Annotated in this window: 16 protein-coding genes; 10 read left to right on the top strand and 6 right to left on the bottom strand. The window is 71.5% G+C overall.

Going from position 1 to position 15,651, the window contains the following annotated elements; genetic code table 11:
• Positions 1 to 100 precede the first annotated feature (100 nt).
• Positions 101 to 1,105, top strand: coding sequence for a WYL domain-containing protein (locus AB0N14_RS28360; protein ID WP_366028551.1), 1,005 nt, complete (start codon positions 101 to 103; stop codon positions 1,103 to 1,105).
• Positions 1,106 to 1,161: 56 nt separating this feature from the next.
• A complete protein-coding gene (locus AB0N14_RS28355) occupies positions 1,162 to 1,680 on the top strand; it encodes a DUF4240 domain-containing protein (RefSeq protein ID WP_366028627.1) in 519 nt (172 codons plus the stop codon).
• Between the two features lie 2 nt (positions 1,681 to 1,682).
• On the opposite strand, the gene AB0N14_RS28350 is transcribed toward AB0N14_RS28355, so the two are convergent.
• Positions 1,683 to 1,940, bottom strand: a complete 258-nt coding sequence (locus AB0N14_RS28350) for a hypothetical protein (protein ID WP_366028550.1) — start codon at positions 1,938 to 1,940, stop codon at positions 1,683 to 1,685.
• A gap of 127 nt (positions 1,941 to 2,067) precedes the next feature.
• Entirely contained in the window at positions 2,068 to 2,823 is a 756-nt protein-coding gene (locus AB0N14_RS28345) for a peptidoglycan recognition protein (protein WP_366028626.1), read from the bottom strand.
• Between the two features lie 332 nt (positions 2,824 to 3,155).
• Between AB0N14_RS28345 and AB0N14_RS28340 the strand changes: the two genes are divergently transcribed.
• A complete protein-coding gene (locus AB0N14_RS28340) occupies positions 3,156 to 4,340 on the top strand; it encodes a MarP family serine protease (RefSeq protein WP_366028549.1) in 1,185 nt (394 codons plus the stop codon).
• A gap of 176 nt (positions 4,341 to 4,516) precedes the next feature.
• Here the strand turns inward: AB0N14_RS28340 and AB0N14_RS28335 are convergent, their stop codons facing one another.
• Positions 4,517 to 5,005 carry a GNAT family N-acetyltransferase gene (locus AB0N14_RS28335; protein WP_366028548.1) on the bottom strand — a complete coding sequence of 163 codons (489 nt, stop codon included), beginning with the start codon at positions 5,003 to 5,005 and terminating at the stop codon, positions 4,517 to 4,519.
• Between the two features lie 70 nt (positions 5,006 to 5,075).
• Between AB0N14_RS28335 and AB0N14_RS28330 the strand changes: the two genes are divergently transcribed.
• Entirely contained in the window at positions 5,076 to 5,978 is a 903-nt protein-coding gene (locus tag AB0N14_RS28330; RefSeq protein WP_366028547.1) for a TIGR01777 family oxidoreductase, read from the top strand.
• A gap of 188 nt (positions 5,979 to 6,166) precedes the next feature.
• Positions 6,167 to 7,537, top strand: a complete 1,371-nt coding sequence (locus tag AB0N14_RS28325) for an NAD(P)/FAD-dependent oxidoreductase (protein ID WP_366028546.1) — start codon at positions 6,167 to 6,169, stop codon at positions 7,535 to 7,537.
• A 16-nt stretch (positions 7,538 to 7,553) separates the two neighbouring features.
• Here AB0N14_RS28325 and AB0N14_RS28320 read toward each other — a convergent pair whose 3' ends face one another.
• Positions 7,554 to 8,990 carry a regulator gene (locus tag AB0N14_RS28320; protein WP_366028625.1) on the bottom strand — a complete coding sequence of 479 codons (1,437 nt, stop codon included), beginning with the start codon at positions 8,988 to 8,990 and terminating at the stop codon, positions 7,554 to 7,556.
• Between the two features lie 242 nt (positions 8,991 to 9,232).
• Here AB0N14_RS28320 and lipB point away from each other — a divergent pair, with 242 nt between their 5' ends.
• The 4 genes from lipB to AB0N14_RS28300 all read left to right on the top strand — a co-directional run bounded on the left by lipB (position 9,233) and on the right by AB0N14_RS28300 (position 12,506).
• Positions 9,233 to 10,030, top strand: a complete 798-nt coding sequence (lipB, locus tag AB0N14_RS28315; protein WP_366028545.1) for a lipoyl(octanoyl) transferase LipB — start codon at positions 9,233 to 9,235, stop codon at positions 10,028 to 10,030.
• 144 nt (positions 10,031 to 10,174) lie between these two features.
• Complete coding sequence (lipA, locus tag AB0N14_RS28310) at positions 10,175 to 11,164, top strand: lipoyl synthase (RefSeq protein ID WP_366028544.1); 990 nt, start codon at positions 10,175 to 10,177, stop codon at positions 11,162 to 11,164.
• Positions 11,165 to 11,442: 278 nt separating this feature from the next.
• A complete protein-coding gene (locus tag AB0N14_RS28305; RefSeq protein ID WP_366028543.1) occupies positions 11,443 to 11,640 on the top strand; it encodes a hypothetical protein in 198 nt (65 codons plus the stop codon).
• A gap of 164 nt (positions 11,641 to 11,804) precedes the next feature.
• Positions 11,805 to 12,506, top strand: a complete 702-nt coding sequence (locus AB0N14_RS28300) for a DUF4191 domain-containing protein (RefSeq protein ID WP_366028542.1) — start codon at positions 11,805 to 11,807, stop codon at positions 12,504 to 12,506.
• An 87-nt stretch (positions 12,507 to 12,593) separates the two neighbouring features.
• On the opposite strand, the gene AB0N14_RS28295 is transcribed toward AB0N14_RS28300, so the two are convergent.
• Entirely contained in the window at positions 12,594 to 13,061 is a 468-nt protein-coding gene (locus AB0N14_RS28295) for an RDD family protein (protein WP_366028541.1), read from the bottom strand.
• A gap of 198 nt (positions 13,062 to 13,259) precedes the next feature.
• Between AB0N14_RS28295 and glnA the strand changes: the two genes are divergently transcribed.
• Positions 13,260 to 14,669, top strand: coding sequence for a type I glutamate--ammonia ligase (glnA, locus tag AB0N14_RS28290; RefSeq protein ID WP_366028540.1), 1,410 nt, complete (start codon positions 13,260 to 13,262; stop codon positions 14,667 to 14,669).
• Positions 14,670 to 14,785: 116 nt separating this feature from the next.
• On the opposite strand, the gene AB0N14_RS28285 is transcribed toward glnA, so the two are convergent.
• Complete coding sequence (locus tag AB0N14_RS28285; protein ID WP_366028539.1) at positions 14,786 to 15,523, bottom strand: site-specific integrase; 738 nt, start codon at positions 15,521 to 15,523, stop codon at positions 14,786 to 14,788.
• Positions 15,524 to 15,651 lie beyond the last annotated feature (128 nt).

Below are 15,651 nucleotides of genomic sequence, written 5' to 3'. Positions count from 1 at the left end.
AACGCGGCGAGGTGCGGTGCCGCGCCGCGCGACCGGGTGAAGGGGTACGGCGGTCTCGCCGTACCCCTTCTCTGTCGGTGGCCCCCGGCATGATGAACCCATGCGTGCCGCCCGTCTGATCAAAATGGTGCTGCTGCTCCAGGCCCGGCCCTCCATGACCGCCGCCGAGCTGGCGAAGGAGCTGGAGGTGTCCGAGCGGACCGTCACCCGGGACGCTCAGGCGCTGTCGGAGGCGGGGATCCCGGTGCACGCGGACCGGGGGCGGATCGGCGGCTACCGCCTGGTCGGCGGGTACCGCACCCGGCTGACCGGTCTCGCCCGCAGCGAGGCCGAGGCGCTGTTCCTGAGCGGCGTGCCCGGCGCGCTGCGTGAGATGGGTCTTCAGGACGCGGCCTCGGCGGCCCGTCTGAAGGTGTCGGCGGCCCTCCTCCCCTCGCTGCGCGACGCCCCGCGCACGGCGGCGCAGCGGTTCCACCTGGACGCGCCCGACTGGTTCAAGGAGCCCGAGACACCCGCCCTGCTCCCGGCGGTCGCGGACGCCGTGTGGGACGACCGGCCGGTCACCGCGCGCTACCGGCGCGGCGAGGACGTGGTGGAGCGCGAACTGGAGCCCTACGGGCTCGTGCTGAAGGCGGGCGTCTGGTACCTGTGCGCGCGGGTCGGCGAGCCGCGGGGGCGCCCCGCACGGGACGCGGGGCACGGCTCCTTCCGGGTGTACCGCATCGACCGCTTCACGGCCGTGGACGTGGGCGGGGAACGGTTCGCCCGCGACGAGGAGTTCGACCTGCCCGCCTTCTGGGCGGAGCGCGCCGAGCAGTTCGCGCGGTCCATCCTGCGGGCCGAGGTCGTGGTGCGGCTGTCCGAGGACGGGGTGAGAAGACTGCCGTACGCCGTCGGCCACGCCGCGGCTCGGGAGGCGCTGCGGGACGCGGGCGCCCCGGACGAGCGCGGCCGGGTGACGGCGACCCTGCCGGTGGAGTCCGAGGAGGTCGCGCACACCCAGCTCACGGCGCTCGGCCCGGAGGTCGAGGTGCTGTCGCCCGAGGGGTTGCGCGCGCGTTTCGCGAGCGACGCTCGGCGGCTCGCGGGGCTCTACGCCACCTGACGTCCCGGCGCACTCCGCGTGCGCCCGTTGCGCCGAAGGCCGATGCTGGTCCCGTGATGGACGAGATGGAGTTCTGGGAGCTGGTGGACGCCAGCCGCGAGGCCGCCGAGGGCGACCCCGAGGAACAGGCCGACGTGCTCGTCGAGCGGCTGCTGCAACTGGACCCGGAGTCGGTCGTGGACTTCGCCCGGCACTTCGAGTCCCGGTTCAACCGCTCCTACCGCTGGGACCTGTGGGGTGCCGCCTGGGTGCTGCTCGACGGGGCCAGCGACGACGCGTTCGACTCCTTCCGGTGCTGGCTGATCGGCCAGGGCCGGCATGTCTTTGAGGGCGCCCTGCACGATCCCGACTCGCTCGCCGACCTGCTGGGGGAGTTCGACGAGGAGATCGACGGCGACGGAGAGGAACTCGGCTACGCGGCGGACGAGGCGTACGAACAGCTCACCGGCACCGAGACACCCGACCTGGGCATCCCGCCCGCGCCCGCGGAGCCGGAGGGCACGCCGTTCGACCTGGAGAACGAGTCCGTGCTGGCCGAGCGCTACCCGGGACTGTGGGACCGTTTCCGGGCCTGAGGCTATGCCGCGCGTCGGCGGGTGGCCTCCGAGGGCAGGTAGGCCTGTGCCTGGCCGGCGCCCGGGAGGTGGGGGTGCGGCGCCCGGCCGGGGTTCGCCGCGTGGTGGAGCGGCGCCTTGTTGGCCTGGTCGAGGGCGGACGCCGCGGCCGCGGCCGGGCCGAGGACGACCGCGGCGACCGCGCAGAGCACCGTCCACGGGTTGCGCGCGGCCCCCGCCCAGGTGCTCGTCCTCTTCGTCTCCGTACTGCTGCTGCTCATGATCCACACCCCCGGTTCGGCTGTTGCCGGAACCGTAGGCCGCCAGGTTCTCAGGACCCTGCGGACGACCTGTGGCGTCGCTGTGGACCGCGGCGGGCGAACCGGGGCACGGGGCCATGACGGGCCCTCACTTCCTGCCCTGGAGGTGGGCCGCTGTCTGTCTGATCGACGGGAGCAGGGCGGTGAGGGCCGCGCCGGGGCAGTTGGTCATATAGCCGTCGTTGTGGCCGGCGAGGGCGGGCAGGAGGGCGCTCTTGCCCTCCCGGTACCGGCTCTGGCCGTTGCTGGAGACCAGCTTGACCTTGCCGCGCGGGTCGATGTCCGCGAGGCCCAGCTTCCATGCGGCCAGGGCGGCGATCGCGTCGGTCATCGCCCTGGGCACGGACACGCCCTGGGAGAAGGTGCCGATGGCGGCGATGCCCGAGGTGCGGTGGTTGAAGCCCTGGGTGTGGGCGCCGGTGACGGGGCGTTCGGCGCCGCCCGAGCGGCCCTCGTAGATCGCGCCGCAGCGGTCGACCAGGAAGTTGTAGCCGATGTCGTCCCAGCGGCGGTTGCCGATCTGGCCCGCGTACAGCGCTCGGATGATGCGGGGTGTGTCGGCGCAGTCGTACTGGTTCGGCGAGGCGGTGTGGTGCACGAAGACGGCGACGACCTTGTCGTCGTAGCGCGGCGCCGGCCGGCTCCCGGCGCCTTCCTCCGCCTGCGCCCAGGCGGACCTCGGCAGGATGCGCGGCCTGGGCGCCGTGTGCAGGACGGCGGAGCGGGCGCCGACCGGCCGCGGGCGGCGTACCTCGACCGGGGTTTCGGCACTCAACGTCCCGATCAGCAGCGCGGCACCAGCGGTGGGCGTACAGCCGACCAGCAGCAGGACGACGCTCGAGATCCGCACCGAACGGAGCGAACGGAGCGGGCGTCTTTTCCTGCCCCTTCGTGCTCTTCGGAAGACACGCATGGACCCACTGTCCATCCCCTCCGTCGCGTCCGCGATGTGTGGTGTGCCACCCGGTGGAACCATCGTCCCGGTCCAGGACGTTTTCACCAGTGCGCGCCGCGCGGGTCGCCCGGGCAATCACACGCCGGCCGGCGGTCCGGAGGTTGTCCCCCGGGTGGTGCAGCGCAGGTCGGCGCGCGGGCCGATTCCGCGCGCCGCGTGCGTGGGGCTGATCACCGGGACCCCGCTGCGCGTACTAAGGGGTCCAAGAGAAAGGCGGCTTCGTGGACCTGCTCGACATCCTTCTGATGCTGGTCATCCTGGCCTACGCGGCGTCCGGCTACCGGCGGGGACTGGTGGCCGGCTGTGTCTCCCTGGCCGGTTTCGTGGGCGGCGCCGTCGTCGGCGTGTGGATCCTGCCCTGGGTGATGCATCTGGTGACGCGGGGGACGACCGCGGCCACGGTGACGGCGGTGTTCACGGTGCTGGTCCCGGCGGCGATCGGCCACGAACTGGCGGGCCGGCTCGCGCTGAAGCTGCGGCGCGAGCTTGACCACGGGCCGCTCAGGGTGGCCGACGGGATCGGCGGGGCGGCGGCGAACTCGCTGTCGGTGCTGATCGTGGCGTGGGTGGCCGCGAGCGTCCTCGGCGCCTCCTCCTCGCCACTGGTCACGGAGGCGATCCGGGACTCACGGCTGCTGGGCGCCGTGCAGAACGTGATGCCGGACACCACCCCCACCTGGTTCTCGCGCGCCACCTCCGCGCTCACCCAGGCCGGCTTCCCACAGGTCTTCAACCCCTTCGAGAACGAGCCGACGGCGGGGGTGGCCAAGCCCTCCGGGGACAACGTCACGCCGAGCGCGACGAACGCCGCCAAGCTCAGCACGGTCAAGATCGAGGGCGCCTCGGGCCTGCAGGGCCGCGAGGGCAGCGGGTTCGTGTACGCGGCGCGGCATGTGATGACCAACGCCCACGTGGTGGCCGGCATCGACCACCCGAGCGTGCGCGTCGGCGGCGTCGGTCCGGCGTACGCCGCCCGGGTGGTGCTCTTCGACCCCGACCGGGACGTGGCCGTGCTGTACGTGCCGGATCTGCGGGCGCCGGTGCTGCGCTTCGACGACGACGCCAAGCGCGGTGACGCGGCCGTGGTCGCGGGCTATCCGCAGGACGGCGACCTGACGCTGCGGGCCGCCACGGTCGCGAACAAGATCCAGGCGACGGGTCAGAACATCTACAGCACGGACACCGTCACGCGGGAGATCTACTCCATCCGCTCCACGGTCCTGCCCGGCAACTCCGGCGGCCCGCTGCTCACCACCGACGGCGAGGTGTACGGCGTGGTGTTCGCCCGGTCCACCTCCGACCAGGAGACGGGGTACGTCCTGACGGCGGACGAGGTGGCGGGCGACGCCCAGCGGGCGGCGAACGCCACGACACCCGTGGACACGGGCGAGCTCGTCACGTCCTGAGGGGTCCTTGCACTATGAGCACCCGATGAGGTCGCGTGGTCCGGTGCCGTGCATCGCAAGGCGGAGGGTCGCCCGCGTACTGGGCGTACGCGGGTGACCCGACAACGCGGCGAGGTGCGGTGCCAGGCCGCGCCACCCGGGCGGGCACAGTGCAAGGACCCCTGAGCCCGCGGGTGTCACAGAAAGCGGCCCATGAGCACGTCGTCGACGTACTCGCCCTCGATCAGGAACTCCTCGGGCAGGACGCCCTCCACCACGAAGCCCTCGGACTCGTAGAGCTTGCGGGCGGGGGTGTTGTGGCCGAGGACGCGCAGGGTGATGCGGTGGGCGCCGCGGCGGCGGGCCTCGTCCTGGGCGGCCCGCAGCAACGCCCGGCCGACGCCTGCGCCGCGAGCCTGCTCGGCGACGGCCAGGCCCTGGATCTGCCGGACGTGGGAGTTGCACGTGAGTGAGGTCGGGAACCCGAGCCGGACGTAGCCGACGAGGGTGCCGTCGAGTTCCGCGACGAGGTGGTCCCGCGGCCCGAACCGCTCGTTGTAGAAGGGCTCGTACGGCGGCTGGGGGCGGGGCTGGACGGCGTGCAGCGGGGACCAGGTCTCCCGGTCGAGCCGGCCGAGCGCCTCCTCGTCGTCGGGGATGGCGAGCCGTATGTACGCAGCGGGCATGAAGGTCACTGTACGGCGGGGTACGCATGTCCTGACCGGAGTTTTGGACGGCGACGGGCAGGATGGATTCATGGAACTTTCAAGGATCGCCGTGGCCGGTGCGTCCGGTCTCATCGGCAGTGCCCTGATCCGGTCACTGGTCGCGGAGGGGCACGAGGTGGTGCGCCTGGTGCGTCGCGCCGCCCGGGACGAGGACGAGGTCTGCTGGGATCCGGAGGGGAGTTACGTCGACACGGCCGGACTGGCCGGGTGCGACGCGGTGGTCAACCTCGCCGGGGCCGGTGTCGGCGGCCACCGCTGGACGGACGCGTACAAGAAGACGCTGCGGGACAGCAGGGTGCTCGGCACGGCGGCTCTGGCGGAGGCCGTCGCCTCCCTGCCCGAACCGCCGCGCGTCCTGGTGAACGCGAGCGCGATCGGCTACTACGGCGAGACCGGGGACCGGGTGGTCGACGAGGAGGCCCCGCCCGGGGACGGCTTCCTGTCCCGGATGTGCGTGGAGTGGGAGGAGGCGACGGATCCCGCGCGGGAGGCGGGCGTGCGGACGGTGTTCCTGCGCACGGGACTGGTGGTGGCGCGTGAAGGCGGCGCCTGGGGCCGGCTGTTCCCGCTCTTCCGGGCGGGGCTCGGCGGGCGGATGGGAGACGGGCGCCAGTACTGGTCGTTCATCTCGCTGTACGACGAGGTGGCGGCGATCCGTCATCTCCTGGGCACGGACGGGCTGTCCGGGCCGTTCAACCTGACGGCTCCCGAGCCGCTGACGAACAGTGAGATCACGGCGGTGATGGGGCGGGTGCTGCACCGGCCGACGCTCTTCTCCGTGCCCGCGCCGGCACTGCGGCTCGCGCTCGGCGAGATGGCCGGGGATGTGCTCGGCAGCGCACGGGTGGTGCCCAAGCGGCTGCTGGAGTCCGGGTTCTCGTTCACGTTCCCCGAGATCGAGGACGCGTTGCGGGCGGCGCTCCGGCAGTGACCGGACGGCACGCCGGCGGGCGGAACCTTTCGTGTTCGACCACATGCGACCGCTGTGCGACCGTGCTCTGTTGATGCGCGACTTCACTTGACCGTGCGCGGCCCTACCCTCGAGCAGAACTCGGGTATTCCTGAAGCCGGTCGCGGGCATGACGTCTTCGCCGACCGCGCAACCTCGAGGAGGGGCACGTGTTGAAGCCCGTGTATCAGGCGGACGTCGTCATCGTGGGGGCCGGGGTGGCGGGCCTCGCGGCGGCCCACCGGCTGACCAGCGCAGGAGTGAGTACCACCGTCCTGGAGGCCGCCCATGGTGTGGGCGGCCGGATGTCGACCGAGAAGGTCGACGGCTTCCGGCTCGACCGCGTCGGACAGCTCCTGTCCACGTCGTATCCCGAACTGGGCCTGACTCCCGGGCTCGACGCGCTCGTCCTGCGGCCCTTCGCGCCCGGCGTCCTGGTGCACAGCGGCGGCCGCCACCGGCGCGCGGGCGCTCCCCCGGTGGCAGGGGGCGCACGGGGAGCGCTCAACGTCGTGCGCGCTCTCGCCGGTGCGCCCCGCTCGGGGGGCGGAACGGCCGGCGTGCGGGCCGTCCGGCCGAGGGCGGCGGGATCTCCTGCCCCGCTCGGCGGTGCCGTGGACCAGGCGCGGCTCAACGCGGCACTGGCCCGGATGGCGGCGACCCCGGTGGAACGGCTGCTGGCGCGGCCCGAGTTGCCCGCCGGGCGCGCGCTCGCGGCCCGTGGGCTGCCCGCCCGTACGGTCGAGGGCTTTCTGCGTCCGCTGCTCGCCGCGCTGTTGTGCGACCCCGAGCTCGGCATGTCGAGCCGCGCCGCCGACCTCGCGCTGCGCGCCTTCGCGAGCGGCCGGCTGTGCCTGCCGGAGGGCGGCGCCGAGGTGCTGCCCGAACTGCTGGCTCAGGCGCTGCCGCCGGGCACGGTGCACACGGGCGTGCGCGCCACCTCGATCTCCACCACCTCGGTCACCACCGCCGAGCACGGAGAATTCCGCTGCCGCGCCGTGCTGTTGGCCACCGACGCCCATGCCGCCGCCGAGTTGCTGCCCGGGCTGCGCGTGCCCGACTTCCACCCCGTCACGGTCGTCCACCACACCATGGACGAGCCGCCGCCGACCGGCGCGTCACTGCTGCTCGACGCGGACCGCGACGGCCCGGTGGCGCACACGGCGGTGGTCAGCCTGGTGGACCCGTCCCGGGCGCCCGCGGGCCGGCCCCTGGTCTCCTCCACCGTCCTCGGCGCGCCGCCGGAGGACGTCGACGGCGCGGTACGCGTCCATCTGACCCGTCTGTACGGCACCTCGACCACGCGGTGGGAGACGCTAGCCGTACACCACACCGCGCGGGCCGTCCCGGTGATGCGGCCGCCGCACGACGTACGCCGGCCGGTGCGGCTGCTGGCCGGTCTGTACGTGTGCGGCGACCACCGGGACACGGGCACGGTGCAGGGGGCACTGCACTCGGGCCACCGGGCCGCCTCCGCGGTCCTGGCGGACCTGGGCACGGGTCCGACCAAGCTGGCGGACCCGCTGCCGACGGCGGCCTGAGCGGGCCCCCGGGGGGTCAGTGCAGGGCGGCGACCTTGTCGCGGTAGCCGCGCACGGGGGCGGCGTCCTTGTACGGCTCCAGGCGGCGCTCGAAGTCCCGTACGTACTCCGTCGCCCGCACCGACCGCATCTCCGCCGCCTGCCCCGCGGCCTCGGCGGCGAGCTGGCACGCCTGGTCCAGCTCGCCGAGGCCGAGCCGCGCCGTGGCGAGCACCACCCGGCAGAACAGCCGGCTGCGGGCGTAGCCGGGCGCCCGCAGCTGCAGCGAACGCTCGGCGTGCTGGATGGCGGCCCGGTACTGCTGGAGGTCCCGGTGGCAGTGCCCGAACTCGTCGGCGAGCTGCGCCTCGTCGAAGAACCGCGCCCAGTACGGGGCCTCGTCGCCGGGCCGGGCGGACTCCAGCGCACGCTCGGCCCGTACGAGGGAGGACGTACAGGCGCGCACCTCGCCGAGCACGCCGTGCCCGCGCGCCTCCACGGCGTGCAGCAGCGCCTGCACGACGGGCGGCGCCGAGGTGCCGACACCCTGCTGTGCCACACGCGCGAGCTGCACGGCTTCACGGCCGTGGCCGAGGTAGACGGCCTGGCGGCTCATCGTGACCAGCACGTACGCCCCGTACATCCGATCCCCGGCGGCCTGGGCGAGCCGGAGCGCCTGGACGAAGTAGCGCTGGGCGAGGCCGTGCGCGCCGATGTCGTACGACGTCCAGCCGGCGAGCCGGGTCAGATCGGCGGCGGCCCCGAACAGCCGGCGGCCGGTCTGCTCGCCGTAGGTGCCGCGGAGCATCGGCTCGGCCTCGTGTTCGAGGTAGCGCACGAGGGCCTGGCGGGCGTGGCCGCCGCCGTACGCGTTGTCGAGGGCGCGGAACAGCTCGCCGACCGAGCGCAGGGCGGCGATGTCTCCGCCGGTGACCTTCTGGCCGGGGCCGCGCTCGGACTGGCCGCGCTGCCGGGGCAGGGCGGGGCGGCCCTGGGCGGGGACGCGGGGGGCGCTCTCCCCTCGGGCGACCTTGTCGTCCGGGCGCCCGATCAGCCAGTCGCGGCTGGGGACGACGAGCCCGGCCGGCGTGAACGCGATCTTCCGGAGCTCGGCGTGGCTGCCGGAGTCCTTGCGCCACAGGCCGCTGACGATGTCGACGGCCTCCTCCGGGGTGGCGGCGAACTCCAGCCCCGCGTACACCGGGGCGCAGGCGTCGAGCCCGAGGTCCTGGGCGGTGAGCCGGCGTCCGAGCCTGCGGGTGAACACCTCTGCGATCAGCGCCGGGGTGGTGCCGCGCGGCTGCTGCCCGCGCAGCCAGCGCGTCACGGACGTCTTGTCGTATCTCAGATCAAGCCCGTGTTCGAGGCCCAGCTGGTCGACGCGACGGGCGAGACCTGCGTTGGAGAACCCCGCTTCTGCGATGAGCGCGGCGAGCTGTCGGTTGGGGGTGCGCTGCGCGGGTCGTTCCGTCATCTGCGGTGCGGTCTCCTGCCTGCCACTGAAATCGTCTGTGAGCAGCCCTTTGGCCTGGTGGACGGCGTGAATGTAGCGGAGAGTGAGCAGACGATCGCAGTCTTCGGTACCCATTCATCCGATCGTGTGAGGATTGCTGGGTCGAGCTGACGGCGGCCCGGGCGGCACCCTTCCTCCGGGCCGGACGTACAGTGGCGTGGGCGCGTTTCGCGCCTTACGAGGCTTCTAGGGAGGCGCTTGCCGTGAGTGAGTTGCGGTTCGTCCGTATGGGGTTCGGGGCCGATGCCGTCGACTACCAGGAGGCGTGGGACGAGCAGCGCCGGGTGCACGCCGCCCGCTTCGCGGACGAGATCCCGGACACCTGCCTCCTCCTGGAGCACCCTCCGGTCTACACGGCGGGCCGGCGCACGGCGCCCGAGGAGCGGCCCCTGGACGGCACGCCGGTCATCGACGTGGACCGCGGCGGCAAGATCACCTGGCACGGCCCGGGTCAGCTGGTGGGCTACCCGATCCAGAAGCTCCCGCGCCCGGTGGACGTGGTGGCCCATGTACGGCGTCTGGAGGAGGCCCTGATCCGCACGTGTGCGGAGTTCGGCCTGGAGACCACGCGGGTGGAGGGCCGAAGCGGGGTGTGGGTCCTCGGGGACCCGGTCGACCAGCGCCCCTCCCTGGGCGGTCTCTCCCTGGACTTCGACCCGCGCCTGCACGACGAGGAGTTCGACCCGCGGCTGAACGGCCCGGAGTACGCGCCGTCCAACGCGGGGCAGCGGCGGGAGGACCGCAAGATCGCGGCGATCGGCATCCGCGTCGCCAAGGGTGTCACGATGCACGGCTTCGCGCTGAACGTGAACCCGGACAACGCGTGGTTCGACAAGATCATCCCGTGCGGGATCCGGGACGCGGGGGTCACGTCCCTGGCCAACGAGCTGGGCCGGGACGTGACGATCGAGGAGGTGCTGCCGGTGGTGGAGCGGCACCTGCGGGACGTGCTGGAGAACGCGGAGCTGATGCCGCGGGAGGTCGAGCGGGCGTCGGCGTGAGGGACCGCCGGGGGCGAAACGAATCCCGTGCACCCCGGCAGGGAATGCACCCCAAGGTGCCCCCAGGTTGGCCTCGACACGGGGGCAGACAACCACGGGCGTACCCTGGTGTACGCCGAAGAATCGAAGCTACAGGGAGCCGATGTGTCCGCAGTCGCACCCGACGGACGCAAGTTGCTGCGCCTGGAGGTCCGCAACAGCCAGACCCCCATCGAGCGCAAGCCCGAGTGGATCAAGACCCGGGCGAAAATGGGTCCCGAGTACACGAAGATGCAGAACCTCGTGAAGAGCGAGGGCCTGCACACGGTCTGCCAGGAAGCCGGCTGCCCGAACATCTACGAGTGCTGGGAGGACCGCGAGGCCACCTTCCTCATCGGCGGCGACCAGTGCACGCGCCGCTGCGACTTCTGCCAGATCGACACCGGCAAGCCCGAGGCCCTCGACCGCGACGAACCGCGCCGCGTCGGTGAGTCCGTGGTCACCATGGACCTGAACTACGCCACCATCACCGGCGTCGCCCGCGACGACCTGGAGGACGGCGGCGCCTGGCTGTACGCCGAGACCGTGCGGCAGATCCACCAGCAGACGGCGCAGCGCGAGGGCGGCCGTACGAAGGTCGAGCTCCTCGCCCCCGACTTCAACGCGGTCCCGGAGCAGCTCGAGGAGGTCTTCTCCTCCCGTCCCGAGGTCTTCGCCCACAACATCGAGACCGTCCCGCGGATCTTCAAGCGCATCCGCCCCGGCTTCCGCTACGAGCGCTCCCTCAAGGTGATCACCGCGGCCCGCGACTACGGCCTGGTGACGAAGTCGAACCTGATCCTCGGCATGGGCGAGACCCCCGAGGAGGTCAGCGAGGCGCTGCGCCACCTGCACGACGCCGGCTGCGAACTGGTCACCATCACCCAGTACCTGCGTCCCAGCGTCCGCCACCACCCCGTGGAGCGCTGGGTGAAGCCGCAGGAGTTCGTGGAGCTGAAGGAGGAGGCCGAGCAGATCGGCTTCTCCGGCGTCATGTCCGGTCCGCTCGTGCGCTCCTCGTACCGCGCCGGGCGGCTCTACCGGATGGCCATCGAGCAGCGTCAGGCAGATGCTCCGCGGCAGGGCGGCACATACGTCGCCGCACAGGCCGTCTGACCCGGCCGTCACCCTGATCCTGGCACCCCGTGCCACTTCCCGTGTGTGAATCCGCACACAAGCGGCTACCGCCGGGTAGTGGCCGATTGACGCGGTCCCGACCGTCCCCGCAGATAGCGGGCACCGTCGGGGCCGCGTCCGGCTTCTCGCACTGCGCAGCAAGGCTTCATTGGCGTTTGACCGGTCGGTCACGTCCTGGTAACACCAATCAGTGAGCCTGGCTTTACGCCCGGTAGCACCCACGCCCCTAGCCGCCGACCCGAGGGGGGACCTCCACCATGCAGGCCGCACCCGTACGTGCCAACGCGATCCCGTCGTTCACCGATGCACTCCGTGCCATCGAGTCGCTGCTCATGAGCGGCGGCCAGCGGACCGCCCGTCGCAACGCCTGGACCTCCGTCCTGGAGGACCGCCGCCGCGCCAAGGACCGGGTCGAGGCCGAGCGCGTCCTCGATGCCGCGGCGTCCCGCTCGTAACAGCCGGTCCAGGCCGCGGCGCCCCGCCGGCGACAGCCACGCGGTCCCGCTCACGGCCGCCACACGGCGCCTCCCCGGCGCACCGGAGCGTCCCCACCGCTCCGCACCCGCTCCACCCGGCACTGCCGTCGTAGCCGCTTCCCGGGCCACGTAGACTGCGTGGCATGGCGAGGAAGGAACCTGCAGCGGACGCTGCGAACGCCGGGCGACTGAAGCAGATCGCCCTGACCTACAAGATGACCCGCAAGGCCGATCCGAAGATCGGTCTTGTACTCGCGGCTGTCGGAATCATCACCTTCGGTGTCTTCCTCGCGATCGGTTTCTTGATCGGCCACCCCATCTATCTCGGCATTCTGGGCCTCCTGCTCGCCTTCCTCGCGATGGCGATCGTCTTCGGACGCCGGGCCGAGCGCGCCGCCTTCGGCCAGATGGAGGGCCAGCCGGGCGCCGCAGCGGCGGTCCTGGACAACATCGGCCGCGGCTGGACCACCACCCCGGCGGTCGCGATGAACCGCAACCAGGACGTGGTGCACCGCGCGGTCGGTAAGGCCGGCATCGTCCTGGTCGCCGAGGGCAACCCGAACCGGGTCAAGGGCCTGCTCGCCGCCGAGAAGAAGAAGATGGCGCGCATCGTCGCGGACGTGCCGGTGCACGACGTGGTCGTGGGCACCGGTGAGGGTCAGGTCGAGCTGAAGAAGCTGCGCACGACGATGCTGAAGTTCCCGCGGGTGCTCACCGGTCCGCAGGTGACCGCCACGAACGACCGGCTGCGGGCCCTCGGTGATCTGATGAGCAACATGCCGCTGCCGAAGGGCCCCCTGCCGAAGGGGATGCGGATGCCGCGAGGTGGCCCGAAGGGCCGATGAGCCGACAAGCCGAGACCGCGTCGATCGGCCGTCCTGAGACGTCATGTCCCGGACGGCCGATCGGCGTTTTCGGGCCCAGCAGGAACCTCAGGTCCTGACCTCGACCGTCCCCGCCACCCGGTCGTGCAGCCCCCTGCCGTCCCGGTCCCAGATCAGCGGCGGAATGGCCAGGCACAGCAGGAGTGTGCGGAGCACCACGCGCAGGGGCGACACCCGGCCCATGCCCAGGGCCACCACCCGCAGGCCGAAGAGGCGCTTGCCGGGAGTGAAGCCGATCGTGCCGACCGTGAGGATGCCGAGCACGAAGAAGACGAGCAGCGCCCAGTTGCTCGTGGCCGGCTTGTAGCCGTGGGTGATCAAACCGTATGCGATCAAGACGCACAGGCCCCAGTCGACGGCGAGGGCGCCGAGGCGCCGGCCCGGGCGGGCGATCGAGCCCGGCCCCTGCTCCGGCAGACCGAGCTGCTCCCCGCGGTATCCGAGGTCCGCCCCGGCTTCTTCCATGGCCGCGCGGGGACCGGAGAGCCACGATCCGATTGCTTGCCTGTTGTCCACCCGTCCACGGTATCGCTCCCGATTTGGCGGGCCGGGGTCCGGGGTCACTCGGGCGCGAGCTGGTTAACCTGGGAGAAACAAACGGGTCACGCCTGAGAAACCGCCCGTCCCTATGGTCGGCTGCAGCGTGTGCCACCGCACTGGCCGCACGAACGAACTACCACCCCGGCACGGACGGTCGGGAGTAGGAGGAGCTGGATGTTCCAGAACGCCGACGAGGCCAAGAAGTTCATCGCGGACGAGGACGTCAAGTTCATCGACGTCCGCTTCTGCGACCTGCCGGGCGTGATGCAGCACTTCACGGTGCCGGTTGAGGCGTTCGACCCGGACGACGAGCTCGCCTTCGACGGATCCTCGATCCGTGGCTTCCAGGCCATTCACGAGTCCGACATGGCGCTGCGCGCCGACCTGTCGACCGCACGTGTCGACCCGTTCCGCCGGGACAAGACGCTCAACATCAACTTCTTCATCCACGACCCGATCACGGGCGAGCAGTACTCCCGTGACCCGCGGAACGTGGCGAAGAAGGCCGAGGCCTATCTCGCCTCCACCGGGATCGCCGACACGGCGTACTTCGGTCCCGAGGCCGAGTTCTACGTCTTCGACAGCGTCCGCTTCGCCACCAGCGCGAACGAGTCCTTCTACCACATCGACTCCGAGGCGGGCGCCTGGAACACCGGCGCCCTCGAGGACAACCGTGGTTACAAGGTCCGCTACAAGGGCGGCTACTTCCCGGTCCCGCCGGTCGACCACTTCGCCGACCTGCGCGCCGAGATCTCCCTGGAGCTGGAGAAGGCCGGCCTGAAGGTCGAGCGCCAGCACCACGAGGTGGGCACCGCCGGCCAGGCCGAGATCAACTACAAGTTCAACACGCTGCTCGCCGCCGCGGACGACCTGCAGCTGTTCAAGTACATCGTGAAGAACGTGGCCTGGCGCAACGGCAAGACCGCGACCTTCATGCCGAAGCCGATCTTCGGTGACAACGGCTCGGGCATGCACGTGCACCAGTCCCTGTGGAGCAACGGCGACCCGCTGTTCTACGACGAGGCCGGTTACGCGGGCCTGTCGGACACCGCCCGCTACTACATCGGCGGCATCCTCAAGCACGCCCCGTCGCTGCTGGCCTTCACCAACCCGACGGTGAACTCGTACCACCGCCTGGTGCCGGGCTTCGAGGCTCCGATCAACCTGGTGTACTCGCAGCGCAACCGCTCCGCGGCCATGCGCATCCCGATCACGGGCTCCAACCCGAAGGCCAAGCGCGTCGAGTTCCGCGCGCCCGACTCCTCCGGCAACCCGTACCTGGCCTTCTCGGCCCTGCTCCTCGCGGGTCTGGACGGCATCAAGAACAAGATCGAGCCGGCCGAGCCGATCGACAAGGACCTCTACGAGCTGGCTCCCGAGGAGCACGCGAACGTGGCCCAGGTCCCGACCTCCCTCCCGGCCGTCCTCGACTCGCTCGAGGCCGACCACGAGTTCCTCCTCCAGGGCGACGTCTTCACGCCGGACCTGATCGAGACGTGGATCGACTTCAAGCGCACCAACGAGATCGCCCCGCTCCAGCTGCGTCCGCACCCGCACGAGTTCGAGCTCTACTTCGACGTGTGATATCGACCCCAGGTCAGAGTGGGTAACCGCTCCCCTGGGCCGTCTGTGGGCCGTCGGCCGTGCTCTTCCTGCGTGGAAGGGCACGGCCGACGGCCTGTTTCCGGCCCCGCCGCCGCTTACGACAGCACGTCGCCCTCACCAGGACCGTCGTCCGCGTCGGGTACGCCGAATGCGGCGTCGATGGCCCTGCGAGCCCGGTCCTGACTGTTCGGCATGAGGTGCGTGTACGTCCGGAGCGTGAATCCTGGGTCGGAGTGACCGAGGTCCTCGGCCAGGGCCTTGATGTTCTCTCCGGAGTCCAGCAGCACCGACGCGTAGTAGTGCCGCAAGGCGTGCATGCCGTGCTCACGCGACGGCTTGAACCGCTCCCCCGGCGCCCGGTCCGGAATGACGCCGGCAGCGATCAGAGCAGGCTTCCACAGGTACATGTTGAAGTAGTTCCTGTTCAGCGCCTTGCGCTCCCGCGAGTAGAACAGCAACTTCGCGGTGACGGGCGGCCCGTCCGGGGTCTTCCACGGCAGAGTGACGTCGATGGGGGGCCGGCGGGTGATGTGAGCGGCGAGCGCATCGGACACCACATTGGGCAGCGGCACGTCTCGCAGCTTGCCGCCCTTGGGCGGGGCGAACACCATCTGCGGGCCCACCAGCTTGACCTGCCGCACGACGTGCACCACTCCTTCGACGAAGTCAACTTCGTCAACGGCAAGCCCGAAGATCTCGCCCTGCCGTAGACCGCACCCGGCGCCGACGTCGACGACCGTCGCGTACTGGCTCGGGAGTCCATCCCGGACGGCGATCACCCGGTCCCGTGTCCACGGCTTGATCTTCCGCCGATCCAGCTTGGGCGCCCGCACGGAGCCTGCCCGGCAGGGGTGTGTCCAGCCAGTGTGTAACTCGGTTGTCGGGTTCTAGCGGCGGGCGGCCGAGAGTCGTCCGTCGAAGGTGATGTCGAATGCTTGCAGCGCTGGCTTCCACCGGATCG

The organism is Streptomyces sp. NPDC051104 (assembly GCF_040682835.1).
In the GTDB taxonomy this organism is placed as follows: Bacteria; Actinomycetota; Actinomycetes; order Streptomycetales; family Streptomycetaceae; genus Streptomyces; species Streptomyces cynarae.
Note: the sequence above shows the minus strand (reverse complement) of the source record. Positions and strands in the feature narration are given on the sequence as shown.